Source organism: Streptomyces sp. NPDC048417 (assembly GCF_040651615.1).
Taxonomy (GTDB): domain Bacteria; phylum Actinomycetota; class Actinomycetes; order Streptomycetales; family Streptomycetaceae; genus Streptomyces.
Genome location: NZ_JBEZKI010000045.1, coordinates 62,351 through 88,247, shown reverse-complemented (window position 1 = coordinate 88,247; position 25,897 = coordinate 62,351). Strand labels below are relative to the sequence as shown.

Genomic DNA, 25,897 nt, shown 5'->3' with positions numbered 1-25,897 from the left:
CGGAAGTCGTCGTACTGGATGTACTTGGGCTTTCGGCCGGTGCGGCGAGAGTGCGTGCCGGGCGTCGGGACGGGGCGAACGTTGCCTGCCGCGGCGCCAGGCCGTTCGCCGGGCACCAGGGCGGCTCGGTCTTCCGGGCCGCGTCGGCCAGGGGCCGCCGAGACGGTGAGCACCGTGGCCGGGGCCGGGTCCACGTCGGCGGCGAAGATCGCGCGGGCCGGGGCAGGACGGCCGGCGGCGGGCGACGCCGATGTCCGTGTCGACGTCGTGTCCGGCCGCCGTTCGGGCGGGGGGCGGATTGCGCGATCCGGCCCCCAGGTCGAAGGCGGCGGGGTCGATGGCGACGTCGACCGGCGCCGGCCCGTCACCAGGCGCGAACGACGGTCATCTGGGATCAAGATGACTGACATCCCGGACCATCGCCCGGCAGGGGGAAGCATGGCGGGTGGCGGAGCGCTTGTGGTGGATGAGAGCCACTCCTCCTGTCAGGAAGGTCCCCGTGTCCCAGTCGTCGTCCGAGATCCGCTCCCCGCGCCGGAAGCCCGCCGCAGAGCCCGCCCACGGGGTGCCGGGCTGGCTGATCGCGCTGTTCGCCGTCGCCTCCGGTATGACGGTCGCCAACCTGTACTACGCCCAGCCGCTGCTGTCCGAGCTGCGCGGTGTCTTCCACATCGGCGAGGCCACCGCGGGTCTGCTGATCACGCTCACCCAGGTCGGCTATGTGATCGGCATGGTCTTCCTGGTCCCGCTCGGTGACCGGCTGGAGAAGCGGAGCCTGATCACCGCCCTGCTGACGGTCACCACGCTCGCCCTGGTGGCGGCCGGTCTCGCGACCGGGTTCCCGATGCTGCTGATCGCGTCCCTGATCAGCGGTGCCACCTCGGTGGTGGCCCAGATCCTGGTCCCGTTCGCCGCGAGCCTGGCGCCCGACCACGCGCGGGGCCGGATCGTCGGCCGGGTGATGAGCGGCCTGCTCACCGGCATCCTGCTGTCCCGGACCCTCAGCAGCCTGGTCTCCAGCGTGGCCGGCTGGCGGGTCGTCTACCTCGGCTCGGCCGTCCTGATGGCCCTGCTGGGCGTGGCCCTGCGGCTGGCCCTGCCCCGGCACGCGCCGACCACGTCCGTGCCGTACCACCATGTGCTGCGCTCCACCGCGGCGCTGGTGCGCACGCACCCCGCGCTGCTGCGCCGCGGCCTCTACCAGGCGGCGATGTTCGGTGCCTTCAGCGCCTTCTGGACCACCGTCTCCTACGTCCTGACCGGGCCGTACTTCCACTACTCCGCCGTCGGTGTCGGTGTGTTCGCGCTGGTCGGAGCCGCCGGTGCGGCCGTGGCGCCGCTCGCCGGACGCTGGGCGGACCACGGGCTGACCCGGAAGATGACCGGTGCCGCGTTCGCGCTCGCCGCGCTGGCCTTCGTCATAGCCGGCTTCGGTCAGCACAGCGTGCTCCTGATCGCCCTCGGGGCCGTCGCGCTGGACGCGGCCGTCCAGACCAGCCTCATCCTCGGCCAGCACACCGTCTACCAGCTCGACCCCCTCGCCCGGGCCCGCCTCAACAGCGCCTTCATCGCGATCTTCTTCATAGGCGGCGCCCTCGGCTCGCAGTTCGGCTCGATCGCCTACCGGGCCGGCGGCTGGAGCGCGGTCAGCCTCTTCGGGGCGGCCCTGCCGGTGCTGGCGCTGCTGTACTGGCTGACCGAGCGCCGGCAGAGCGCGAAGCGCTCGGCGTAGTGCCGTGCGGTCCGTCCCGGGGAACCGCGGATCCGGTTCCCCGCCGAGCGCCTGGCCGACACTCCCCCGGTCCGCGCCGGAGGGAGCCGGTGCCTGCCTAGGATGCTGCGAAGATCGCCGTCCCGCCGAGACGGGGCGCTGCGCCGGCGGGAGCGGATGATGGACCTACGGCAGATGGAAGTCGTCGTCGCGGTGGTGGACGCGGGCGGATTCACGGCGGCGGCGCGGCGGCTGCACGTGGTCCAGTCCGCGGTCTCCGGCACGGTCCGCGCGCTGGAACGCGAGCTGGGCACCCCCTTGTTCACCCGGACCACCCACCGGGTCGGGCTCACCCCGGCCGGGGAGGCGTTCGTCCCGGCGGCACGGCAGGCGCTGCGCGCCGCCGAGCTGGCCCGCGAGGCGGTCGACGCGGCGAAGGGGGAGCTGCGCGGCCGGGTGACGGTCGGCACGATGCAGGGGGTCTGGGCGAACCTGCACCATGCGCTGGCCGCGCTGCGGGCGGAACACCCGCGGGTGATGGTGCGGTTGCGGCAGGCCGCGGTCATCGACCTCCGTCAGGCGCTGCGGGAGGGCACGGTGGATCTGGCGGTGGTGGCGCTGGACCGTCAGCAGCAGCGCGGGCTGGTGACCAAACTGCTGTCCCACGAGCAGATGGTCCTGGTGGCCTCGCCCCGCCGGAGCCTCACCACGACCGGCCCCGAGGGCACGGTCGACCTGGCCGACATCGCCGAGCTGCCGCAGGTGGAGTTCACCCCCGGCTGGGCGATCCGCGACGCGGCCGACCGCGCGTTCCGGGCGGCCGGCGTCGAACGCGCCACGACCTTCGAGGTCAACGACATCGTGGCCGCGTCCGAACTGGTCCGGGGCGACCTCGGCGTCTGCATCATGCCGCCGACCATCGCCCACCGCTTCCCGGACCTGACCTCCTATCGCTTCACCCGCCACGCACCGAGCTGGAAGGTGATGGTGGTACGCCCGCCCGGCGAGCCCCCGGCGGCGGTCGCGGCACTGCTGCGCCACATGACCTGACCCGGCGCCCCGACGCCCCGACCGGCGCCGCGCCCGTACGGGCCGACGGCACGGGCACGGCGCGCACGGGGCACCGGCGTCGGCTGGGCACCGGCACCGGCCCACCTCACCGCGGGCCTCGCCACGGCCCGCGCGGGACGACAGCGCCGCCCGCGCACGTCACCCCGGTCACCTCGCAGCGGGGTTCGACGCCGCAAGGCGGCCCGGTGCCCGGAACCGTCAGAAGCCGTCCGCGTCGGGGATCACGTGCATCGCGGCCTCCTCCGCCGACGCTCCGGCGCCGTCCAGGCCGCGGTCGGAGGCGAACAGGTCGGTCTCGGTGTTCTCGTGGGCGCCCTCGTCCGGTGCGACGAGCCGTCCGGCGCGGCCGTCGCCGACCTCGTCGTCGAGGAGTTCGCCGTCCGTGTCCCAGGCGTCGCCGATGTCGTCGCCCTCCAGGGCGGCGACATCCGGCACCTCCTCGGCGAGCCGCTCGTCGAGGGTCTCCCCGCGCTGTCCCTCCGCCGCCGTGACGCCCGTGTGCTCCACGGCCCAGGGCCGCTCCGGCGGCGAGTAGCCCTCGTCCAGGGCCTCCTCGCCGGCCCGGTAGTCCAGGGTGTCCGACGCGTCCAGCAGCCCCGCGTCGTCCTGCACCTCCGAACCGTCCGGCTGGTAGACGTCGTCACCCATCGCCTCGTCGGTCATACGTGCTCCATCGTCGCTCGGGCCATCGGTTCGATCCGGCCGTCATCGCAAAGGTTAGGAGGTCCGGGCCGCGGCCCGGGGGCGTTCTCGGCGGCCGCCCGCCGCCACCGCGCCGGTGACCTGCCGTACGTCTCCCGAAAGGCGCGGCCGACGTGCGAAGGGCTGGGGCTCCGTAGCACCCCGAAGGGGCGCGGGGCCGCATCGATATCGTCTCCGCCGCTAGGGGGTTCCCCGCTCGGGCGAAGCCGAGAGTGGGGAAGCGACCGGCCACGACGGCGCCGCGGCCGATCAACGGCACACCACGGCGCGACGCGCTCCCCTCCCCCGTGAACCGGGGGCGCCAACGCGTGCGGTTGTCGTCCGTCGTGTGGCACGGGATGCTGAGGGAGCACGAAGGGAAGCGGTGCCATGGATCGTTTTCCGAATGCTGCCACCGTCGAATTCCACAGTCCTCTGGACCTCACCAAGGCCGCCGCCGCGGTACTGGACGCGGAAGGCCGTATCTCCGGGTGGAGCACCTCGGCCCAGCGTCTCCTCGGACATCCGCCCAAGGAGGTGCTCGGCCGGTCGGCCGAACGGCTGCTGGCGACGGCCCCGGGGCCCCGACTGCCCGCTCTCTGCAAGACGCACCGGCCCCGCAGCACGGTCCTGGACCTCCGCTGCCGGGACGGACACACCCTGCGCGCCGCTGTGACGTTCAGTCCGCTCACCCACCAAGGCGTCGCCGCTACCGTCGTGGTCGCGGCGGACCTGACGGCCCTGCGCGGCTGGGAGGCCCAGCTGGCGATGTTGCAGGGACTGGCGACCGAGTCCTCCGTAGGCCTGACGATCTTCGACACGGACCTGCGCGTCGTCTGGGGGAACACCTCCACCGATCAGGAGCTGGCGGGGGTCGCCCAGTACGTCGGCCGGCCCGCCTCGGATCTCTTTCCCGAGGGCGAGTTCATCTCCCGCCATCATCCCCCGGACGAGGACCAGGTGATGGAGCAGGTGCTCAAGACGGGCGAACCGGTCCTCGGCATGCACTATCGCGGGCGCGCCCCCGCCGACCCGGTGCGCGAGCACGTCTGGTCCTGCTCGTACCACCGGCTGGTGGACGCCAGGGGCGAACCGCTGGGGCTGTTCGAGGAGTCCCTGGACATCACCGACCGCTACCGCGCCCAGGAACGGCTGTCGCTGCTCGTACGGGCGGGAAAGCGCATCGGCGCCTCGCTGGACGTGCGACGTACGGCCGCGGAGCTGGCCGACGTGGCGGTGCCTCAGCTGGCCGACGAGGTGCTGGTGGATCTGCCGCCGGCGGTCATCGAGGGACGGCAGCCGCCGACCGGTTCCGCGCCGGGGCACAGTCTGCTGCGGATGCACGGCCGTACCCCGGAGGAGTTCCGGACCAGTCCGGTCTCCTATGCGCCGTCGTCACCGCAGGCCCTGAGCCTGGCCACCAGCCGCCCCGTCGTCGGTGCCGCCCCGTCGCCGGGAGAAGGGTTCCCGGCCGGCCGGGGCTGCGACCTCTTCGTCCCGCTGCTCGCCCGCGACGCGGTCCTGGGCCTCGCCACCTTCCGGCGCGACAGCAACCCCGACCCCTTCGGGCCCGAGGAGCAGACCCTTGCGGTGGAGCTGGCCGAGCGGGCCGCCGTCGGCATCGACAACGCCCGCCGCTACACCAGCCAGCACGCGGCGGCCCTGGTGCTGCAACGAAGCCTGCTGCCCCAGCACCTGCCCGAGCAGAGCGCGGTCGAGGTGGCGTACCGCTACCTGCCCGCCGACAGCCGGGTGGGGGTCGGCGGGGACTGGTTCGACCTGATCCCGCTGTCCGGTGCCCGGGTGGGGCTGACCGTCGGCGACGTGGTCGGCCACGGTGTGCACGCGGCCGCGACCATGGGCCGGCTGCGCGCCACCGTACGGACCCTGGCGCTGCTGGACCTGGACCCGGCCGAGTTGCTCACCCGGCTGGACGGCCTGGTCGCGCAGGACGCGGAGCCCGACGCGGCCGACGGGCTGAGCGACAAGGCGCTCGGGGTGACCTGCCTCTACGCGATCTACGACCCGGTCGGCGGCCGCTGCGTCTGGGCGAGCGCGGGCCATCCCCCGCCGATCGTGGCCGACGCCGGCGGCACGGTGGCCCTGTCCTCACTGGCGCCGGGCCCGCCCCTGGGGGTGGACAGCCTGCCGTACGAGAACGTCGAGCTGAGCCTGTCCGACGGCAGCGTGATGGCGCTCTTCACCGACGGGGTCGTGGAGGACCGGCGCACCGACATCGACAGCGGGATCGACCGCCTCGCCCACGTGCTCACCTGGCAGCGCTGCCCGCTGGAGGAACTGTGCGACCGGGCGATGTCGACCCTGCCGCCCGGGCCCCAGGCCGACGACGCCACGCTGCTGCTCGTACGCGCCCGGCGGCTCGGCACCGACCGCGTGGCGGACCTGCGACTGCCACCGGAGCCGGCCATGGTGGCGAACGCCCGCACGGACACCGAGCGCCAGCTGGAGACCTGGGGCCTGTCCGAACTGTCCTTCACCGCCGCGCTGGTGGTGAGCGAGCTGGTCACCAACAGCATCCGGTACGCCACCGGTCCCGTGATGCTACGGCTGATCAAGGACCGCAGCCTGCTCTGCGAGGTCTCCGACAACGCGCACACGGCACCTCACCTGCGACGCGCCCGCCGGGACGACGAAGGAGGCCGTGGCCTGTTCCTGGTCGCCCAGATGTCCCAGCGCTGGGGCACCCGCTACACCGCGTCCGGAAAGACCATCTGGGCGGAACTGGCCATCCCCTAGCGCGCGGGCCAGGAGCCGGCGCGACTGGGCCATGACTTCAATAATCAAGTGAGTTACGGACCACCTGACCCAACAGTGCATCCAACCCGGCGCCCAGCAGTTGAATATTCACGTGATCCCGGGTTACCGTAGAGGTTGAACGTTGAACATTGTGGATCTCTGCGTGAAAGGAAGCGCCCCATGAGCGCACTGCTGACTCCCACGGTGGACGTGCGGCGCGGCGGCCGACGCCTGGCCAGCCGGCTGTCGTGGCTCGACTCCAGGCACTCCTTCTCCCTCGGCACCCACCAGCCGGACCCGGCCAACACCCACCACGGTGTGCTGCTGGTCAACAACGAGGATCTGGTGCAACCGGGCACAGGATTCGACACCCACCCGCACCAGGACATGGAGATCGTCACCTGGGTTCTCCAGGGCTCCCTGGTACACCAGGACTCCAGCGGCCACTCCGGCGTGATCTACCCCGGCCTGGCCCAGCGCATGAGCGCCGGCACCGGCATCCTGCACTCGGAGAAGAACGACTCCTACCGGTCCACCGGCGAGCGCCCCACCGACCCGGTGCACTTCGTCCAGATGTGGGTCGTACCCGACGAGGCCGGCGTCACCCCAGGCTACGAACAGCTCGAAATCGACGCCGAACTGCTGGCCGGCGGACTGGTCACAGTGGCCTCCGGCATGGACAGGCACCAGGACGCCAGCGCCATCCGGATCCGGAACCGGCACGCCGCACTGCACGCGGCACGGCTACGCCCGGGACAGCAGGTGACCCTTCCCGAGGCCCCGTACCTGCACCTGTTCGTCGCACGGGGCTCCGTCGACCTGGAAGGCACCGGCACCCTCGACGAGGGCGACGCGGTACGGTTCACCGCCGCCGGCGGCCACCGGGTCAGCGCCACCGCCCCCGCCGAGATCCTCGCCTGGGAGATGCACGCCACGCTCACCCTGTGACCTCACCACCGCCGACCGGGGGTTCAGGCCCTGCGGGCCGCCAGGATGCGGTTCATACGGGCCTCCAGTTCGGTGCGCTCCTCGGCCGCGTACTCCGCCTGGGCCCGCTGGTAGCGGCGCTGCACGCGCCGCATCCGGTCCTTGGTGTCCTGTTCCACCTGGTACCGCTGCGCCTCGTGCTCCATCCGCGCGCAGGCTTGCTGCACCTGGAGTTCGTCCGAGTACAGCCGTTGGCTCGTCTCGAAGCGCCTGCCGAGCATCCTGTCGTACGCCGTCGCGCCGCTCATGAGCTTGGCCAGGACGGGCATCGCGTCGAAGCACACGAGCAGCAGGTGCAGGACGACGGTGAGGAAGAGCGCGAACCCGTCCGACCCGGCGACCTCCTTGAGGCCGTGGGCGCGGGTGAGGATGCCGTCGGTGTCCAGGTCGGCGGCGCGCTGCGCGGTCTTGGCGTCGATGGCCCGCTGGAGCTTCGGCTGGTAGGCGTCGGCGGCGCTGTCCTGCTCGGCGGACAGGGTCTGCCCCTTGGCCGTCATCTCCTTCAACTGCTTCTGGTACGGGGCGAGTTCGGTGGCCGCGGCTGCGGTGGCCGTGCGGGCCCGCTTGCAGGTGATGGTGACGTCCCGGCCGTTGGCCGTCCAGATCCAGTACTTCGGCCCGCACAGGCGCTGCTCGGTGGCCAGCTTGTCGTCGTGCTCCCTGGACAACTCGTCGACCTGGGCTTTCAGGGTGGCGGCGCGGGCGGTGCCGGTCTTGATCTGGCGGGCGAGTTCGGCGGGCGATCCCACCACCTTCAGCTGGTAACGGCCGCACTCCGCGCGGTCGCTGGTGGAGGCACCGTCGGTGGGGTTGCAGGAGACGAGCATGCCCCGGTAGTCCGCGACCGCCTGCTCGTTGCCGACGGCGATCTCCTGGCGGATCTCCTTGTCGAAGATCTGGAAGAGGATCGGTTCGGCGATGAACAGGCCGAGGAGGACCGACAGAAAGAAGCGGAGCATCAACGTCCACTTCTTGACCGAGGTGCCGTGCGTACTGGACACCAGCCAGCTGTCCAGGGTGAGGACCACCCAGAACCAGATCAGGGCCGCCAGGACCACGGCTATGCCCGGCAGGTCGGAGCGGAAGCTGGTGAGGGCCAGGGCCATCGAGACCGATCCCACCAGAGCGGTGTTGAACACCAGCGCCCCGTACCGGGTGTAGCGGGGGCGGTCCTCCGGAACCCAGGCCAGCAGCCCCTCGTCGACACCGATCAGCTTGCGCAGCCGGGCCGCCGGGCCGCCGGCGGGTGCCACCGGGCGACGCTCGGATCCGGTGTCACCGTGACCGCCGACGGAGGCCGGGCCGGCGGGGCGGAGCGGGGTGTCAGTCGACAAGGCTGGCCTCCTGGTCGGTACCGCCGAAGTCCAGTTCGGTGTCCGCGGTGTCGTCGGTGTCGTCGGTGTGCCGCCCGGCCGCGGCCGTGCCCTCGTCCGCGGCCCGGGTGCCGTCGTTCAGCTCGCCCTGGACCTCGGCCTCCACCTCGCCGTCGCGCGAGGGCCGGCCCGGGCTGTTGGGGACGTTCCCGACACTGTTGATGAGGGCGCCCGCGTCGTACCCCGTACTGTCGAACAGCCCTCGGGCGATGCCCTGTTTGTACAGGTCGGCGCGGACCGCCAGCTGCTGCTGGGCCCACTCGCGCTCGTCGCGCTCCCAGCGCTGGGCGTCCGCACGGCCCTCCTCGTGCTTGAGTTGGCGGTCCTTGTGCTCCAGGTTCCAGCGACGGGTGTCCTCGGCACGCCGGGCGACGGCGTCCTCGCGCTGGTCCACACGGTTGAGCTGCCGCTGAGCGTCGGCGCGTTCGATGCGCCAGCGCTCCTCCTCCCGCCGCACGGCCTGCCGCCGCATGTCGTACTCGCGGTCCTCGCGGGTCCATTCCTCCGAGCGCCCGAGCCGGTCCCGCTCGGCCTCGTGCAGGCGCGTCGAGAGTTCGTCGGCGCTGATCTCACCGTTGCGGAAGGCCAGGTAGGCCGCGCCGAGCGGGTCGGTGCCGAGCAGGCTGATGTCCTCCTGGATCTCCGCACGAGTCGACCGGTTGCGCTGGCCACGCAGCGTGAGGTCGTGCTCCTGCTCCTCGGACTCCGAGGACCGCCTGAACCGGCTGATCAGCGAGTCCCGCCGCTGCCGGTTCTCCTCCTCCATCATTGCCAGCGCGTGCGCGTTGCGCGCCTCGCGCTCGGCCTTCAGGGAGCGCAGCTCCTCCTGCTTCAGCACCAGCTCCGCGCCCAGGATCTCCCGCCGCAGGGCGGCCTCCTGGACCAGGTCGGCGTGCTCCATCTCGGTGAGGTGCGCGGCCTGTTCCTCCGGTGTACGGACCTCCACCTGCCCGCAGCGCACCTTGAGGCCGGACACCTCGGCCGGCCGCATCTCGTGGTACGCGGTCAGCCGGGCGTCGATGCGGCTGCGCACCGACGCGGACTCCACGATCGGCAGGTCGCTGCCGTCCTCGGTGAGCCCGGGCACCGCGAGCAGCTGCGCGAGCAGCAGCGCCTCCACCTCCGTGACGCCGTCCCGCACGACCGCGCACGGGTCGACGACGTTGCTGAAGTACGTCACCCGTACGGTGAACTCGCCCGCCTGCGCGGAGGGGATCCGGGTCTCCACCACCACGGGCACCTCGGCCCGCTGGTCGACGACCGTGACCGAGCTGGCCGAGACCACCAGCGGGTCGTCCGCGCGCAGCTGTCCGTGGTCCTCCACGTACTCCTCGCCGACCCTGAACACCCGCACCTGGTGGGCGGCGATCCTGGGCAGGTCGGTCTCCTCGCGCCGGGCACGCTTCTTCAGGATGCCGCCGCGCTTCTCCGGCCGTCCGTACTCCCGCTGCTCTACGAGCGGATAATTCTCAGCCATGAGTGTCAGTCCTCCGTGCTCAGTACAGCGGTAAGGAAGAGGTCGATCAGTTCTTCGTCCGGCTCCACGGGCGGTACGGCCGCCTGCCGCAGGGCCGTGGGCAGTCCGGACCGCTCGCCCGGCGCCAGTGCCGCGCCGACGGCCCGGCCGAAACGCTCGGCCACCGTCTTCGGCTCCTGCGACACGGCGGGGAGCTGGCGCAGGGTGGCGTACAGGCCGCGCAACGCCAGTCTCCGGCGGGGCAGGTTCTGCAGGACGCCCGCCCACAGCTGGCCGAGCCGGTCCGTCTGGCGCGGATCGGTCTGCAGCAGCGTGGCGCACACCAGTCGGCCGGTGCGGGCGTCCCGCGCCCGCAGGACCGTGAGCACACTGTCGAGGGTGTGGTCGTTGAGCCGCCCGGTGCGGGTCTCGCGTTCGACCCGCAGCCGGTAGGCGAGCGGCCGGAACACCGCACCGGTGTCCTCGCCGCACTCGGCGAGCACCGCGACCAGCCCGGCCAGCGCGTAGGCCGCCTCCATGGGCCGGCCGTCACGCCGGGCCATCAGCTGGAGCAGGCTGTGCACGGCGTCCGTGGGGAAGCGCACGCCGAGCGCCCCGCTGAAGGCCGCCGTGGCCGTCGACCGCAGCGCCGGGCTGACCGAGCGGGCCCAGCCGCGGGCGACGCCGAGGGCGGTGGCGGCGAGGTTCTCCTCCAGGCACATGCACTGGAGCAGCAGGTTCGCCGTGGACTGTCCGGAGCGGCCGGCCGTTCCGGCCGCCCACGAGTGGAGGTAGTTGTCGGCCACCTCGTCGAAGGCGGGCCGGGCGAGCAGGGCCAGGCCCTGTGCCACGGACAGCTGGAGGGCGAGAGTCGGCTGGTCGGACACGAGTTCCGTCAGCCAGTCCCGGACGCCGTCCCAGAACAGCGTCGAGCGCCTGGCCCACAGCTCCTCCAGCGCCCACTGCCGGTACTGGGGCTGCGGAAAGACCAGCGCGGTGCGGGTGAGCGCGCCGTCCTTGCGCTCCTCCACGGTGATCAGGGCGTTACGGGTCAACGACTGCCGCCGGTCCACGGCGCGCCGCGCCGCCTCGGCCCGGTCCTCCTCGGTGAACGGCGGCGGAAAGGCCGGCTCCAGCCAGTGCTCCAGCCGCTTCTGGCAGGTCTCGACCTCGCGGTAGCCCGCACCGGTGACAAAGGCCAGCGTGGTCAGCTCGGCCCACTCCTGCGGCGTACGGTCCGACTCGAACCAGCCGCGCACCGGCTGGGCCGCGTCGCTGCCGTACTCCTGCCAGACCTCGGCCGGCCGCGCACCGCCCGCGATCCGCTCGGCGGCCGCGGTGACCTCGGTGATCCTGCACCCGCCGGGCATCAGGCCGACGGCCCGCCGCACGGCGTCCCCGTCGCACCCCGCGTTCGCCAGCCTGGCCCGCAGCACGGCCGCGAGGTCGGGCAGCACCCAGGGCACGTACCGGACGGACTCGACCCGCGCGGCCGGGTGGACGGTGGTGACGACCAGGTGCGCGCCGTGCTCCCGCACGGTGTCCCTGACCCGCCGCCAGTCGAAGTCGGCCGTCGCGGACGTCTCCTCGCCCATCCAGTCGAGCAGGACATAGCCGACGCCCCGCTCGAAGGCGACCCGGCCGCCGGCCAGGTCGTCCAGACTGCGCCCCGGGGAGAGCACCACATGGTCCGACCCCTCGGCCACGGTGTCCACGAGTGCCACCGCCCCGGAGCGTTTGCCCGTGCTGGGCGGACCGACGAGGACCACCACCCCGGTCTCCTCCAGGGCCTGGAGGGCCTCCCCGAAGCAGTCGGGCTTCACCTACGACCCGATGAGCGCTTCCGCTTCGCCCGCGTCCAGGCGGCCGACGGCACGGCGGCGAGCGTTGCCGGAGTCTGCGGCGCCGACGCCGAAGAGGGCGCCGGAGGCGTCGAGGGCTCCGTAGAAGTACTGGTTGACGTTGTTCTGGTGAACCTGGCCGGGACGGCTCTTGGACGTGGGCTGGTGGCCGGCCTCGGCCTCGGGGGCCGCCTCCTGCTCTGCCGGTTCCGCCTCCCGCTTCGCCGGTTCCGCCTCCGGCTCGGAGCGCGGTTCCGGTTCCGGGTCAGGGTCCGGTTCCGGTTCCGGGTCGCCCGAAGGCGCGGACTCAGGGGCGTCCTGGGACATCTGCTCGCTCGGCTCGCTCGGCGAGCCCTCTTCGCACAGTTCCTCGTTCATCCTCAGCCGTCACTCAAGGTCACTTGGAGATCCCAAAGACGGCCCCCTGAGCATGGATGGTTCCGGTGTAGACCTGAACCACCGTGTCTCCGGGAGCAGTTGGCGCATCCGAGGGGCGCGCGCCGACAGCTTCACCACCCCCCGCGCTCACCGCCTCCGCGGCACGGGCCTTCCCCGCCGCTTCCGAACCGGCAACCGTCTCCGCCGCTTCCGAACCGGCAACCGTCCCCGCCGTTCCCGAACCGGCAGCCGCTCCGAGGTCGAGGGCGCCCGCGTCGTATCCGGGCACCCAGATCCACGCCCGCCCGCTGTGCTCCTTCTCCACGACCCGCACCTCGCGGAACTCCTCCGTCCGGATGGTCGTGAACGCCTGGGCGATCACCTCGTTGAAGACGGTCGGCGACACCGCGACGGCGAGGCAGGCATCCGGCGCGGCCGCGAGGGCCGCCTTCAGCACCGCGCTGTCCAGCATGCGTCCGACCTCCACGGGCGCGCGGCCGACGAAGCCGATCGGGCCGGGCGAGGCCGTACCGAAGTGCACGGCGGCCCGCAGCCGCAGCCACGACTCCCGCCTGCGTCCGTGGTTGAAGGCGCGCAGCCCGGCGTCGAGCCGGCGCATGAACGGGTCGACGAGGTCGGGCTCGGACGCCCCCTCCGGGAGAACCGCGAACAGCGAGTCGCCGCCCTCCTGGAGCTTCCAGCGCTCCCAGTCCAGGCCGACCGCCGCGGCCGACTCGCCCAACAGCCGCTCGATGGCCTCCTGAAGCTGCCGCTGGGTCACCGCGTCTACGCCGCCGTACCCTTTCGCGTCGACCGCCAGCAGCGGTCGGCGCCAGAACGTTTGCATGATCAGAATCCCCGCTCACTCAGTGACAGCGCACCCATGCGTCGACGGACCATGAGCAGTGAGGGGCGCGCTACGGTACAGGCCGACGTCCGCTCCCCCACAGGCGGACGCCGGTAGGCCAGTGGTACACGCCCCGCGCGCCGCGAACCCCATCGCAATACGGGATGCGCAAAGGTACGGGAACCTACAGCGGAAGCCCCGAGTCACGGCTGGGTTCGGAAGGTCGAAGCAGCACAGGAGGGGGTCATGCGTCGGGCGCCAGGTCCCCCAGGTCCTGAGCCGTGGCAGGTCACGTATGACGGTCGCGGCGTAGCCGGTCGTCAGCAGGCCCTCCGCGCGCAGTTCGGGCTGGGGCAGGCGGCAGCCGAGGACCGTAGCGCGTCCGGCGGCATCACCCTCGCGGTCACCGCACCGCAGGCGGTCACCGTGGCCGAGCGCGGCGCGCCGTCCATGGCCGCCATCTCCCCGACGCACGGTCAGGTTCACCCGCGGCCCCGGAGGTGTGACGGGAACGTGCCTCCGGGATGCCTGTCCGCCCGGTCCGCCCGGTCCGCCCTGTCGCCCTGACCGGCCCGTCCGGCCGCAGTCCGGGGCGTGCCCCGGACCGGGCCGGCACCGCGGGCGGCGACGATTCGGAGTCGGGGTGCATCTGCACCCACCGGCCGCCGATGAACGCGACGAGAACGGCGGCAACTCCGACCACATCCGGCGGGCGGCCCGGGACCAGACGATCTCCACGGTCCGGGCGGTGCCACGCGTGCGGGCCCCGTACGAGGTGGCGGAGGCCGCCGCGGCCCATGGGCCTTGGTTATGGCCTTGGTTATGGCCTTGGTTATGGCCTTGGTTATGGCCTTGGTTATGGCCGGTTCTCCCGCCGGGCACGCTCGTCGCGCTCGCGGTACAGCACCAGGTGCTCGTGGTGCAGGACACCGTCGCGGACGTCGCCGGTGGCGGTGAAGCCGGTGTCGTCGACGTAGTCGAGGTGGCTGCCGGTGACGGTGTAGCTGCCGGTGTAGGCGCTCGGGCGATTGCCACGGGCTTCGTCGTAGCGGCCGTTCGGCAGCAGTTCCTGGCGGATGCAGCCGTCGGCGGTCACCCACATACCGACGTACGGGTGCGGGTCGCGGGGCGTGTCGTCGCTGGTCATGTCTCCACGATCGGCCCGGCGGCCGGTGGCAACCAGGCCGCCGTCTCCCCAGGTGAGGGCTTCCTGGGTGCCACGCACCCAGCATCGCGAGCCATCCGGATCGTGGGTGCCGGACACCTAGGGACAGAGCGGCCTGGTTCCGGCGCCCCGGCGTCACGAAGCTGATGGTCAGGCGGCTGCCGTAGCCGCCGGACACCCGCCTCGAGGAGCACGCAATGACCGTCACCGACACCGACACCGGCACCGTGAGCTGGAACCCCGAGGCCCTTGAGGAGATCCTCTCGAACGACGAGGGGCGTCCCATCCTGTTCACGAATGCCCGGATCCTGACGATGGACCCGTTGATCGGGGCCATGGTCGGCGCCGACATCCTGTTCGTCGGCTCGCTGATCGTGGGTGTCGGCCCTGGCATCGTCACCGCGGCCGGGGACGACAACGCCATCGTCGTCGACGCCACCGGCATGACCATCGTCCCCGCCGTGGTGGACACCGTGGCGCTGACCGGCGGCCGCGGCCATCGCTCCGAGTACGTGGCGACGCTGGCGCCGGGCAACACCACCGACTTCCTGGTGGTACCCGACGAACTCGCCGACGACGTGCCGAGCGCGGTGGCCACGCTCATGTCCCGGCCGGAGCAGGTCCGCGCACTCGTCGCGGCCGGGCGCCCGGTCCTGTGGGCCGGTGCCGCCGTCCCCGGCCGGGCCACCGCCCCGAGGACGGGCATCCCGGCCGCCGCGGACCTGACCGGCAGCCCGCGCGTCGGCGTCTGGATCGACCGGAACGACTTCCTGCACCAGGAACTCACCGCCGACGGCCGCTACGACGAGACCCGGGGCGGACGCCCGCACGCCTACCAGGGCCGCTACTGGGTCGACGGCGACCGCATCGACTACCTGGACGACCTCGGCTTCTGGGCCTACGGCGCCTTCCAGGGCGACGAACTCCACCACGCGGGCTACGTCATGAAGCTCGGCTGACCTTCCCGCTCCCTCCCCTTCCCTCCCCTGCCCTCCCCTTCCCCTGCCCTCCCCTTCCCTCCCCCTCCGCCGTCCTCTCCCCGCCGTACCGAAAGAAGAGCCTCATGAACCTCAACGACACCACCAGCGCCGCCGTACTCGAAGAGCTCCGGCGCCGGCCCGCCGACCGGCGGCGGATCCTGTTCACCGGCGCGACCGTCGTCACCATGGACCCCGGCCTCGGTGTCGTCGACGGCGGCGACCTCCTCGTCGAGGGCGACACGATCACCGCCGTCGGCCCCCGCCTCGACGCACCGGACGCCGTGGTCGTCGACGCCACCGGCTCGATCCTCGCCCCCGGTTTCGTCGACACCCACCGGCACGCCTGGGAGGCCCAGCTGCGCCGGATCATGCCGGACGTCGACGACCTCGGCGGCTACGTGATGGCCACCCTGGCCGGCTACGCCACGGTCTACCGGCCCCAGGACATGTAAATCGGCACCAGACTGGCGGCCCTGACCGCGATCGACAGCGGTATCACGACCATGCTCGACTTCTCGCACAACTCCCGTACCCGCGAGCACTCCGACGCCGCCGTCGAGGCCCTGCGGGACACCGGCATCCGCGGCGTGCACGCCTCCATGGGCCCGCACTTCGGTGACTGGGACCGGCAGTGGCCCGGCGACCTCACCCGCCTCAAGGACCGGTACTTCGGCAGCGACGACCAGTTGCTCACGCTGCGCCTGGCGGCCCTGGCCACCGACGAGATCGCCGGACCCGCACTCGCCTACGGCCCCGAACTCGCCCGTGTCGCCCAGGAGCTGGGCATCGGTGTCAGCGTCGACGCCGTCTTCGGCACCGCCTCCTCCGAGGCGGTCCTGCGCTGGGCCAAGGACGGCATCCTCGGCCCCGCCGTCACCCTCATCCACTCCACCGGGCTGACCCCCGAGGCGTGGCAGGCGATGGGCGAGTCCGGCACCACCGTGGCCCTCGCACCGACCTCCGACGCCCAGATCGGCCTGGAGACCGCGATCCCCGCCGTCGACGAGGCGCTGTCGGTCGGTATCCGCCCCGGACTGAGTATCGACGTCGAAGTCGCCCTGGCCGGCGACATGTTCACCCAGATGCGGGCCCTGCACGCCATCCAGCGGATGCGCGCGGTCAACGCCGCCTACGGCACCGACCGCCGGCCCTCCCGCATCACCACCCACGACGTCCTCGACTTCGCCACCCTCCAGGGCGCCCGCACCAACGGCCTGGCAGGCGTCACCGGTTCACTCACCCCGGGCAAGAAGGCGGACCTGCTGGTCATCCAGGCCGAGGACCTCAACAACATGCCGCTCAACGACCCGATCGGCACGATCGTGCTGGGCTCGGACGCCCGCAACATCAGCGCCGTCCTCATCAACGGCGAACCCCGCAAGTGGGACGGACAGGTCCTCGACGTCGACCTGACCGCCCTGCGCGGCGAGGTGCACGCCTCACGCGAGTACGTACTGAACACCCCGGCAGCCTGAACGTTCCTCCCGATTCCGCAAGGAGTCCGCCATGGCAAGCCTGGAACTGCTCGCCGTCGTCGCCGTCGGCGTCCTCCTGATGGGCTGGCTGTCGCGTCGTACGGGCCTGAGCGAACCGCTTCTGCTGCTCGGCGCGGGCTGCCTCGTGGGACTGACACCGCCCTTCGCGTCGTTCGCCCTGTCCCCCGAGGTCGTCCTGTTCCTCTTTCTGCCCGCCCTGCTGTACTGGGAGGCGCTCACCTCCTCGGTACGCGAGATCCGCGAGAATCTCCGCAGCATCGCCCTGCAGTCCACCGGGCTGGTCCTGGCCACCTCCGTCGCCGTCGCGGCCGTGGCCCATGCGCTGGGCTACGGCTGGCCCGTCGCCTTCGTCCTCGGTGCCGTCCTGGCCCCGACCGACGCCGCGGCCGTCGCCGCCGTCGCCAAGGCCATGCCCCGCCGTATCCTGACCGTGCTGCGCACCGAGAGCCTGCTGAACGACGGCACCGCGCTGGTCCTGCTGGCCGTGGCCGTCGATGTCGTCACCGACGAGCGTCCCTTCTCCTGGTCCGGCACGGCGATCGCCTTCGCCGGGTCCTACGCCGGCGGTGTCCTGGTCGGCGGCGCGGTCGCCCTGCTCCTGATCCCGGTCAGGCGCCGACTGCCCGAACCGCTGCTGCACAGCGTGCTGAGTGTCGCCACCCCGTTCCTGGCGTACCTGCCCGCCGAACTCGCGCAGGTGTCCGGCGTCCTCGCCGTCGTCACCTGCGGCCTGGTGACCACCCGGTTCGGCCCTCGGGTCATCGGTTCCGACGCCCGTATCCAGGCCGTCGCCTTCTGGGAAGTGGCGAGCTATCTGCTCAACAGCGCGCTGTTCGTCCTCGTCGGTATCCAACTGCCCGCAACTGTACGGGCGTTGACGTCCGTCTCCTTGGTGCAGGCGACGCTCGCCGCTGTCGCCGTGAGCGTGGCCGTGGTCGGGACCCGGATCGCGTGGTTCTACTCGGTCCCCTATGTGGTCAGGCTCCTGGACCGGCGCCCTCGGCAGCGCGCCCGCCGTATCACCGGACGCCGGCGGCTGCCGCTGGCGTGGGCGGGGATGCGTGGCGCCATCTCGCTGGCGGCGGCGCTGACCGTGCCCGCCACGACCGCCGAGGGACAGGCCGTCGGGCAGCGTGACGCCGTGGTGTTCCTGACCACCGTCGTCATCGTCGTCACCCTCGCGGTCCTCGGTCCCACCCTGCCGGCCGTGGTCCGCGGGGCCCGCTTCCCCGAGGACACGGACAAGACCGCGGAACTCGCCCTCGCCCGCTGCCGCATGAGCAGCGCCGCGATGGACGCCCTGCCGGAGCTGGCGCAGCGGTTCGGGGTCTCCGAACGGGACACCCTGCGCATGGTCCAGGACATCGAGGACCGCACGGCCCCCGCTCCGGGCACCGCGCGACGCCGGGAGAGCATACGGCGACTCGAAATCGCCCTGCTCCAGGTCAAGCGGGACACTCTCGCGGACCTGCGCGACGCCGGCCGTATCGACGACATCGTCCTGCGCACCGTCCAGCGCATGCTCGACATGGAGGAGGTCCGGCTGAGAGGCAGGGCGAGCCCCCCGGCGGCGTCATCGCCCTCCCCGGACGAGTCCTCGCACCCGTGAGACCCTCTCCTCCGTCCCACGAAAGGCGCCGGTCACCGACATGCGAACAACAACCCGCCCGAAGCGACACCGCCGGCTGCTCGCCCGGACGGCCGTCTGGGCGACCGTCACCGTCCTGCTCGCCGCCTGCGGCGCGTCGGGGGCGGGGGCGCCGCCGCATCCCACGAGCAGCCCCACGGTCACGTCGTGCCTGACGCCCTCGGGAGATCTGCTGGCCGACATCGACGCCGACGGCCGTACCGACCGCGTCTTCGACCCCTCTCGCACCGGAGCTCGACTGACCGTCGCCTTCGGCGAGAAGACGGGCTACGGCGCTCCGGTCGGCGTGCGGAAACTGGTCGGCGGCTCCGGCTCCGGGGAGAAGGACGTGGTCGGGGCCGTGGCGGACTTCGACGGCGACGGGTGGAGCGACCTGGTCGTGGTGGCCACCGGGCAAAACCAGGGGGACGACGCGATCGAACCGGCTGTGGCCGAGCTGGTGTCGGGACCCTTCTCGGCCTCCGGCCGGGGACAACGCAGCCGGCATCTCGACCTTGTCGAGACCCGCGGCATCGCCGTGGCCGACTACGACCACGACTCCCGCCCCGACCTCGCGGTGTTCTCCTACTCCGGGGACGGCGTCTACCAGACGGAGGCCCGCCTCGGCAGCACGGAGACCGGACTCGCCGACGCCACCGCGGCCACCAGGACGAAGTACACCGCCTACGCGTACAGCAAATACCCCGTCAAACTGCCGCGCTCGGGCCTGAGCGGGTTCTACCCGAAGTGCGGGACGGCCGGTGGCCAGGGCTGAGGTGCGCCCCGGCACCGGCCGGTGACGTCGTCACCCCGTGGCGGCGGTGAGTGCTCCGAGGGCACTGGCCTGGGTCCGCCAGTCGGTCTGGTTCGGGCTGGTGCCGGCCCAGCGTTCCCCGAGGGCGTTCAGGGGGGTGCGGTCCTGCGCCCACAGGGAGTCCGCCTGCTTCTGCGCGTAACTCCGGTACGTGCCGGAGCCGGTGGCGCTCGCCAGGTCGGCGAGGTTCCGCATGAAGATGCCCTTGAACTGCTTCTGGTTGTCGTCGCAGGACGCCGAGCCGACGTCGCAGGACTCGGTGAGCACTCCGCCGGAGGTGAGTACCGGGCTGCTGATCGCGGCGTCGGCCAGGGTGCGGGCGGTGGTCAGCAGCGAGCTGTCGCCGGTCGACTTCCACAGTTCGGTGAAGCCACCGATGGCCAGCCCCTGGTTGTAACTCCACACGGTGGAGCCGTTGTTGGCGCAGCCGGAGGTGAGGCCGTCGTTCACCAGGCCCGCGGAGTCGATCATCCCGCTGGCCTTGAACCAGGCGGCGGACGTCTTCGCCCGCTGGAGCCACCCGGTGTCGCCCGGGATGCGCTGGTGCAGTGCGGTGGTCAGCCACAGGTACTGGCCGTTCGTCACCGCGTTCTTGTAGGTCCGCTCACGGTCCCACCACACGCCACCGCCGCAGGTCCCGGTGTCCCAGTACTGCTGGACGTAGTCGGCGATGGTGACGGCCTCGTCGAGGTACCGGGAGTCGTGGGTGTAGTCGTACGCGTCGATCCAGGCGATCGCCCACCAGCCCGAGTCGTCGATGGACCGGCTGATGAAGTCGCCCTCGATCGCGTCCGAACTGCGCGTCCCGGCCGCGAAGACGCCCTTGTTCTGGTCGAAGGTGCGGGCGATGACCCAGTCGTAGTCGTGCGTGCCCGTGGTCTTCGCGAAGTCGATGAGGGAGGTGAGGGTGGCCGCCGAGTTCCACCAACTGCTGGGCCACCAGCCGTTGTAGGGGTCGTACGACGTCATCAGCGCGTCCGCCGCCGCGCGCGCCCTGGTCGGCGCGGGCCGCACCCAGGCGGTGCAGCTGCCCTCGTTGTGGCTCGCCTCCCGGCCGCAGGCCCGCACCGCGCCGCCGTAGAGGAGGCCGCGCGGGTCGCGGGTGGCGTACATGGCGGTACGGGTGCCGGTGGCTCCGGAGGGGATGCTGGTGCGGCCGAGGGAGGAGCCGTCCGGCCAGGTCGAGCCGCCGTCCCAGGAGCGGTCCAGCCAGATCTCGTCACCGGCGCCACCGGTGTCGATGCTCGCCCAGGCCATGGAGTTCTTCTGGTCGACGTGCAGCCGGATCGTGCGGCCGTACAAGGTCGTTGACGGCACCGGCTGGTCGTCGCCGGCCGCCTGGCCCGCGCTCGTGCCGTCGCAGAGGGTGTCGCAGACCGTGGGGTAGACCCAGTTGGTGCAGCCCACGCCGGCGGCGTCACCGCAGGCGCGCACGAGCCCGCGCCGGTGGTTGCGAGGGTCGGTGATGTTGTACATCAGCGTCCTGGTGCCGGTCCAGCTGCCCGGGACGCTCGCCTTGCCGAGCAGTCCCTCCCAGGTGGCGCCGCCGTCCCAGGAGCGGTCCAGCCACACCGCGTCCCCGGCCACGCCGTCGTCGATGCTGGCCCACGCCATGTCGTCCGCGTCGGACACGTGCAGTTCCAGACGACGGCCGTTGAGGTCCTTGTCCGGTACCGGGAAGGTCTCCTGCCGGGCCTGTGAGGGGTCGAGCGTGTCGCAGGCCAGGACGCAGACCTGGGTGGCGGCGGACGCGGGCGCCGCGGCCGGGACCAGGACGGCGAACGCGAGCGCGACCGCCGGCAGGATGCCGAGAAGGCGTTTCATGACAACGATGTCTGAGCTGCGTGAGGACACCGGGACTCGCCTCGATTTCACGTTGGGGGACGACGGTCGGCGCGTGTGACGGAGGCCGACGGCTCTGGTCGAGCCGGGCCGGAATCGAGCACTGGTCCATACCTGTCTGCGAGGCAGTGAACCGGCTTGGCGGGGCCCTGTCAATGCCGCAAGGGCGCTCTGTTCCAGGGGAGTTGAGAGGTGGCCGTGACGGGTTGACACCCGGTTTTCGGGCGCCCATCATCGGTGGAACTTCGGCGAGGCTCCTCGTGCATCCAGCTGTCACAACAGGCACCGGGCTTCGTGCGGCACGGATTTGAATCGTTTCAGAACGTCTCACCCCCAGGCACCCCCCACTCAGGAGGTCTCCATGCGCCGTCGCTCACCACTGAGCAGACCGCCGGGCCGGCACCATCTGCTCGGCCTCGCCGTCCTCGCGGCCACCGCGCTCGCCACCGGCCCGGCCCCCTCCACCGATGCCGTGCCGATGTCCGCCACGCAGACCCCGACAGGCGTCCGGACGGCGGCAGTCGACCCCCTGAGCTACTCGCCGACCTCCCGCACCCTCAAGCCGACCGCCGTCTACCGGACGTCCGGCAGCGTCGCCGACCCGCAGAACGTGCTGAGCGGGCAGCCGACGCGGATCTCCGGCTCGCAGTCCGCCGTCACCCTCGACTTCGGCAAAGAGGTCGGCGGCGTGACAACGTTGTCCTTCGGGAGTGTGAGCGACGGCGGCCAACGGGTCGGTCTGGCCTTCAGCGAGTCGTCCCTGTACGTGGGCAACAACAGCGACCGCAGCAGCGGCCGCGACGGCGAGGACGGGGCCCTGTACACCACGGCCTCCGCCAACGGCACCTACACGGTGCCGACCGCCCAGCTCCGGGGCGGCTTCCGCTATCTGACGGTCTTTCTGGACTCCTCGGGCTGGGTGGACCTCAAGGGTGTCAGCCTGGGCTTCACCGCGGCGCCCGGGAAATCGAACCCGGCCGACTACGCCAACTACTTCCACTCCAGCGACGACCTGCTCAACCGCATCTGGTACGCCGGGGCGTACACGGTCCAGCTCAACACGATCGCCTCGAACCAGGGCCGCGCCTGGCCCCCGCCCTCCTCCACGTGGGACAACAGCGCCACCGTCGGGGTCGGGGACTCCGTCCTGGTCGACGGCGCCAAGCGCGACCGCACGGTGTGGCCCGGCGACATGGGCATCGCCGTCCCCACCCAGTACGCGTACTCGGGCGACCTCACCTCGACCCGCAACGCGCTCACCACGATGTACAACGCACAGTCGGCGTCGGGCGAAATCCCCTGGTCGGGGCCGCCGTTCAACCTCACCGGCTCGGACACCTACCACACGTGGACCTTGCTGGGCACGTCGACGTACTACGCCTACACCGCCGACCGGGCATGGCTGGACTCGGAGTGGGCCGACTACAAGCGCGGGATGGCCTTCATCACCGACAAGATCGACGGCAACAGCCTGCTCAACGTGACCCGCACCCAGGACTGGGCCCGGGTCGGCCAGGGCGGTGAGAACATCTCCGCCAACGCGCTGCTGTACGGCGCTCTCAAGGGCGGCGCCACGCTCGCCACGGTCGAGGGCGACAGCGCGCTGGCCGCGAGCTGGAACAGCAAGGCGGCCGCCATCAAGTCCGCCGCCAACTCCCTGCTGTGGGACGCCGTGAAGGGCATGTACAAGGACAACCCGACCAGCGGCCTGTATCCCCAGGACGGCAACTCCCTGGCCGTCTGGTACGGGTTGACCGACTCCACGGCGAAATCGAAGAGCGTCACCGCGGGGCTCGGCAGGAACTGGGGCATCTACGGGCCCACCACTCCCGAGTGGGGTGGCAACGTCTCGCCCTTCGCCGGTGGCATGGAGCTGAACGCCCGCTTCACCGCCAACGACGACTTCACCGCCCTGGACCAGATCCGCCGCACCTGGGGCCACATGCTGGACAGCGACATCGGCACCAGGAGCACGTTCTGGGAGGGCGTCAAGTCCGACGGCGGCCTCGCCTACGGCGGTTCGTTCATGAGCCTGGCCCACGGCTGGTCCACCGCACCCACCTCCACGCTCACCTTCGACGTGCTGGGCACCGCACCCGAGTCCTCGACCGGCGCGTACCGCTTCGTGCCGCATCCCGGCGACCTGACCAGCGCCGAGGGCCGCATCACGATGCCCCAGGGCGCCGTCAACGCGTCCTGGTCCCGCAACCCGTCGGCCGGCACCTACTCGGCCACCCTCTCCAGCCCGTCCGGCAGCACCGGCCGCATCGGCGTCCCGAAGCTCGGCGGCAACATCACGGTGACCGTGAACGGCACAACCGTCTGGAGCAACGGCACCTTCACGCCCGCCTCCGGCATCACCGGCGGGAGCCAGGACGACACGTACGTCTACCTCACCGGTGTCGCCCCCGGCGGCTACACCGTCTCCGCCACCGGACTCGGCAATCCCTCGGCACCCGCCGACCCCGGCACCGGTCCCCTGCGTGCGGGCTTCACCCGGTGCGCGGGCGAGGGCGGCACCTGCTCCTTCAGCGGCACCCGCTCGGTGGCCTACGGCGCCGGGACGTACACGTACAAGACGGTGACGAGCAGTACCGCCTGCTCCAACGACTCCTTCGGCGGCGACCCGGCGGCGAACCTCGTCAAGTCCTGCTACGTCGCCGACGCCGGCGGTCCGCCCGGATACACCGCCTGCGCCGCCGAGGGCGGCACCTGTGCCGTGCCCGGCTACAACCGTGACGTCGCCTACGGCGCCAACGGCAACTTCGTCCACCAGGTCGCCAACGGCTCCGTCGACTGCTCCAACGCCCACTTCGGCGATCCCGTCGACGGCGTCGCCAAGTCCTGCTACCTGCCGCCCTCCGGGGCGCCGGCCGGCGGCTGGACCAAGTGCGCGGACCAGAACGGGACCTGCTCGGCCGCGGCGGGACAGCCGGTGATGTACGGCGCCTTCGGAGCGTTCGCCACGCTCACGGCCACCGGCGACACCGCGTGCACCGACGCCACGTTCGGCGACCCGATCCCCGGCGAGTCGAAGGCCTGCTACACCGCCACCGGCGGCCCGGCCGGCTACGCCACCGCCTGCGCCGCCGAAGGCGGCACCTGCGCCCTCGGCGGACAGCAGACCGTCGCCTATGGCGCACGGGGCCGCTTCCTCTACAAGTCGTTCACAAGTGGGGCCGGTTGCACGACGGCGGCGTTCGGTACCGATCCGCTGCCCGGCGTGAGCAAGTCCTGCTACCTCACGTCCTGAGCGGCGCGACGCCTTCCGGCAGCCTCCGCCTCCCCGCGCGCTCGGGGGCTGCCGGATCACTCCGGACGGGATTCGGCCTGACGGTCATGTGCTGTACGTGCCAGGCGACTTGAGGCGCCCCGGCGGAGCAGTCCGGCGCCGCCGACCGCGCACCCGGTCCCGGTGACGCGCCGGGTGCGCGGCGCCGACGTCAGCTGCTGGGCACGGTGTCCTCGAACGTGGTGCCCGCGCCGCGGTACGCCGCCACCTTGGCGGCGACCTGGGACGGTGTGAGGACCTGGTCCTTGACGTGCAGGACGTAGTCGACCTGTTCGTCGTAGGCCCGCGCGGTGGAGCTGGTCAGGCCGCCGAAGTCGATCAGCCACTGGTTGAAGTTGATCGACATCGGCCGCTCCGGCAGGTACGCGGCGTCATGGGTGCCGAAGAGCTGCCCGTCGATGTAGTACTTGATGTTGTTGTTGTCGATGGTCAGCACCAGGTCGTGCCAGCCGTCGTAGCTCTGCCGGCCCTCGGTGTGCTGGTTGACCGCCACCCACGGGTCGGGCTGGTAGGTCTCCCAGGACGTCGTGTAGAGGATGTTCGACGACTCGCCCCAGCCGCCGTTGGGCAGGTACTCGAAGTCGTACTCGGAGTAGTCGTCCGCCATCGGGGCGGTGAGGTCGTTGATGGTGAAGAACGTCTGGACGAGGTGGTCGCCGTCCGGGCCGTACTTGGGTGCGTCGTCGAACCTGACCCGGGCCGCGTAGGTGCCGTTCTTGAACTTCCGCGCGTTGGTGACCACCTCGGTCTGCTTCGTGCTCTCGCCGGTGCCCGCGGTCGAGGTCTCCAGGTTCATGACGGAGTTGCCGCTCGTGGTGGCGAAGGTGACGTTCTCGGGCGCCCAGGTGGCGCCGGAGACGCCGGGGCCGCCGGAGGTGGAGCGCACGCTCCAACCGTGCGCCGAGATCTTCGGGTCGTTGTAGGCGCTGTAGTTGAAGTCGTCGAACAGCGTCGCGCCGGTGGCCGGAGGATCGGTCGGCGGGTCGGTGGGCGGGTCCGTCGGGTCGTTGCCCGCGGGGGCCTGGCCCCACAGAGTGGTGCCGGACAGCTGCGCGGTGACCTTGGACCAGTCGCCGTAAGACGTCTGGGAGGCGCCGAAGGAGTAGTCGTCGCTCTGGACCAGCGACTGCCACGTCGACTGGTAGAAGCGCAGCTGCATGTCGCCGGTGTCGGCGCCCGGGGCGAGGGAGCCGGCGCCGGAGGTGAAGCCGATCTCCAGGTAGCGGTCGGCCGTGGCGGTCGGGTTGGCGAGCGTACCGAAGGTGCCGGTGACGTTGGCGCAGCCCTTGACGGCCCAGGAACAGGCGAAGCGGTAGGACGCGCTCGCCGAGTCGGCCTTGAAGTAGTAGCGGATCTTGACGCCGCTCAACGCCACGCTGGTGGTCCCGGTGTTCTTCACCTTGAACCAGGGCTCGGCCTGGTCGGCGGTGGCTCCGGTGGCGCTCGTCCGGTACTGGACGCTCAGCCCGTCGCCGGCCGCGCTCGCGGTGGCGGGAAGTGCGGTGAGCGCGGCGGCGCCCATGGCCACCGCGACGGCGGCGGACGCGGTGGCGCGCAGCCGGTTCTTCGCGAATCTCAT

At 71.8% G+C, this 25,897-nt stretch carries 18 protein-coding genes and 1 pseudogene; 9 read left to right on the top strand and 10 right to left on the bottom strand.

Going from position 1 to position 25,897, the window contains the following annotated elements; genetic code table 11:
• Positions 1-194, bottom strand: a 194-nt coding sequence (locus AB0D59_RS45945; RefSeq protein WP_362577701.1) for a hypothetical protein, incomplete at its 3' end; no start/stop codon positions are given.
• 305 nt (positions 195-499) lie between these two features.
• On the opposite strand from AB0D59_RS45945, the gene AB0D59_RS45940 reads away from it, so the two are divergent.
• Both AB0D59_RS45940 and AB0D59_RS45935 read left to right on the top strand, forming a co-directional pair.
• Positions 500-1,732: an MFS transporter gene (locus tag AB0D59_RS45940; RefSeq protein WP_362577700.1), complete on the top strand. Its 1,233-nt coding sequence runs from the start codon at positions 500-502 to the stop codon at positions 1,730-1,732.
• 174 nt (positions 1,733-1,906) lie between these two features.
• Positions 1,907-2,761, top strand: a complete 855-nt coding sequence (locus AB0D59_RS45935) for a LysR family transcriptional regulator (protein WP_362577698.1) — start codon at positions 1,907-1,909, stop codon at positions 2,759-2,761.
• A 219-nt stretch (positions 2,762-2,980) separates the two neighbouring features.
• Here the strand turns inward: AB0D59_RS45935 and AB0D59_RS45930 are convergent, their stop codons facing one another.
• Complete coding sequence (locus AB0D59_RS45930; RefSeq protein WP_362577696.1) at positions 2,981-3,445, bottom strand: DUF5709 domain-containing protein; 465 nt, start codon at positions 3,443-3,445, stop codon at positions 2,981-2,983.
• A gap of 408 nt (positions 3,446-3,853) precedes the next feature.
• Here AB0D59_RS45930 and AB0D59_RS45925 point away from each other — a divergent pair, with 408 nt between their 5' ends.
• Entirely contained in the window at positions 3,854-6,220 is a 2,367-nt protein-coding gene (locus tag AB0D59_RS45925) for a SpoIIE family protein phosphatase (RefSeq protein ID WP_362577694.1), read from the top strand.
• Positions 6,221-6,400: 180 nt separating this feature from the next.
• Positions 6,401-7,168, top strand: a complete 768-nt coding sequence (locus tag AB0D59_RS45920) for a pirin family protein (protein ID WP_362577692.1) — start codon at positions 6,401-6,403, stop codon at positions 7,166-7,168.
• Between the two features lie 23 nt (positions 7,169-7,191).
• Here AB0D59_RS45920 and AB0D59_RS45915 read toward each other — a convergent pair whose 3' ends face one another.
• The 6 genes from AB0D59_RS45915 to AB0D59_RS45890 form a co-directional block, all read right to left on the bottom strand.
• The gene (locus tag AB0D59_RS45915; protein ID WP_362577690.1) at positions 7,192-8,541 is read right to left on the bottom strand and encodes a DUF4407 domain-containing protein; all 1,350 of its coding nucleotides are present in this window, start codon (positions 8,539-8,541) and stop codon (positions 7,192-7,194) included.
• Positions 8,531-10,057 (bottom strand): hypothetical protein, encoded by a 1,527-nt coding sequence (locus AB0D59_RS45910; RefSeq protein ID WP_362577688.1) that lies wholly within the window; start codon positions 10,055-10,057, stop codon positions 8,531-8,533. The genes AB0D59_RS45915 and AB0D59_RS45910 overlap by 11 nt, the downstream gene beginning before the upstream one ends.
• 5 nt (positions 10,058-10,062) lie before the next feature.
• A complete protein-coding gene (locus tag AB0D59_RS45905; protein WP_362577686.1) occupies positions 10,063-11,859 on the bottom strand; it encodes a hypothetical protein in 1,797 nt (598 codons plus the stop codon).
• Positions 11,860-12,255, bottom strand: coding sequence for a hypothetical protein (locus AB0D59_RS45900; protein ID WP_362577685.1), 396 nt, complete (start codon positions 12,253-12,255; stop codon positions 11,860-11,862). It lies immediately after the preceding gene.
• A 19-nt stretch (positions 12,256-12,274) separates the two neighbouring features.
• Positions 12,275-13,102: a hypothetical protein gene (locus tag AB0D59_RS45895; RefSeq protein WP_362577683.1), complete on the bottom strand. Its 828-nt coding sequence runs from the start codon at positions 13,100-13,102 to the stop codon at positions 12,275-12,277.
• Between the two features lie 856 nt (positions 13,103-13,958).
• A complete protein-coding gene (locus AB0D59_RS45890) occupies positions 13,959-14,249 on the bottom strand; it encodes an Atu4866 domain-containing protein (RefSeq protein WP_362577681.1) in 291 nt (96 codons plus the stop codon).
• A gap of 215 nt (positions 14,250-14,464) precedes the next feature.
• On the opposite strand from AB0D59_RS45890, the gene AB0D59_RS45885 reads away from it, so the two are divergent.
• The 4 genes and pseudogenes from AB0D59_RS45885 to AB0D59_RS45870 all read left to right on the top strand — a co-directional run bounded on the left by AB0D59_RS45885 (position 14,465) and on the right by AB0D59_RS45870 (position 19,145).
• The gene (locus tag AB0D59_RS45885) at positions 14,465-15,226 is read left to right on the top strand and encodes an Atu4866 domain-containing protein (RefSeq protein WP_362577679.1); all 762 of its coding nucleotides are present in this window, start codon (positions 14,465-14,467) and stop codon (positions 15,224-15,226) included.
• A gap of 104 nt (positions 15,227-15,330) precedes the next feature.
• Positions 15,331-16,722, top strand: a pseudogene (locus tag AB0D59_RS45880) (amidohydrolase family protein).
• Positions 16,723-16,753: 31 nt separating this feature from the next.
• Positions 16,754-18,352 (top strand): Na+/H+ antiporter, encoded by a 1,599-nt coding sequence (locus AB0D59_RS45875; RefSeq protein WP_362577678.1) that lies wholly within the window; start codon positions 16,754-16,756, stop codon positions 18,350-18,352.
• 40 nt (positions 18,353-18,392) lie between these two features.
• Positions 18,393-19,145, top strand: coding sequence for a VCBS repeat-containing protein (locus AB0D59_RS45870; protein WP_362577676.1), 753 nt, complete (start codon positions 18,393-18,395; stop codon positions 19,143-19,145).
• A gap of 30 nt (positions 19,146-19,175) precedes the next feature.
• Here AB0D59_RS45870 and AB0D59_RS45865 read toward each other — a convergent pair whose 3' ends face one another.
• Positions 19,176-21,008: a glycoside hydrolase family 76 protein gene (locus tag AB0D59_RS45865; protein WP_362577674.1), complete on the bottom strand. Its 1,833-nt coding sequence runs from the start codon at positions 21,006-21,008 to the stop codon at positions 19,176-19,178.
• A gap of 379 nt (positions 21,009-21,387) precedes the next feature.
• Here AB0D59_RS45865 and AB0D59_RS45860 point away from each other — a divergent pair, with 379 nt between their 5' ends.
• A complete protein-coding gene (locus tag AB0D59_RS45860) occupies positions 21,388-24,279 on the top strand; it encodes an alpha-L-rhamnosidase (protein ID WP_362577672.1) in 2,892 nt (963 codons plus the stop codon).
• Positions 24,280-24,469: 190 nt separating this feature from the next.
• Here the strand turns inward: AB0D59_RS45860 and AB0D59_RS45855 are convergent, their stop codons facing one another.
• On the bottom strand, positions 24,470-25,897 hold the full coding sequence (locus AB0D59_RS45855; protein ID WP_362577671.1) for a cellulose binding domain-containing protein: 1,428 nt from the start codon (positions 25,895-25,897) through the stop codon (positions 24,470-24,472).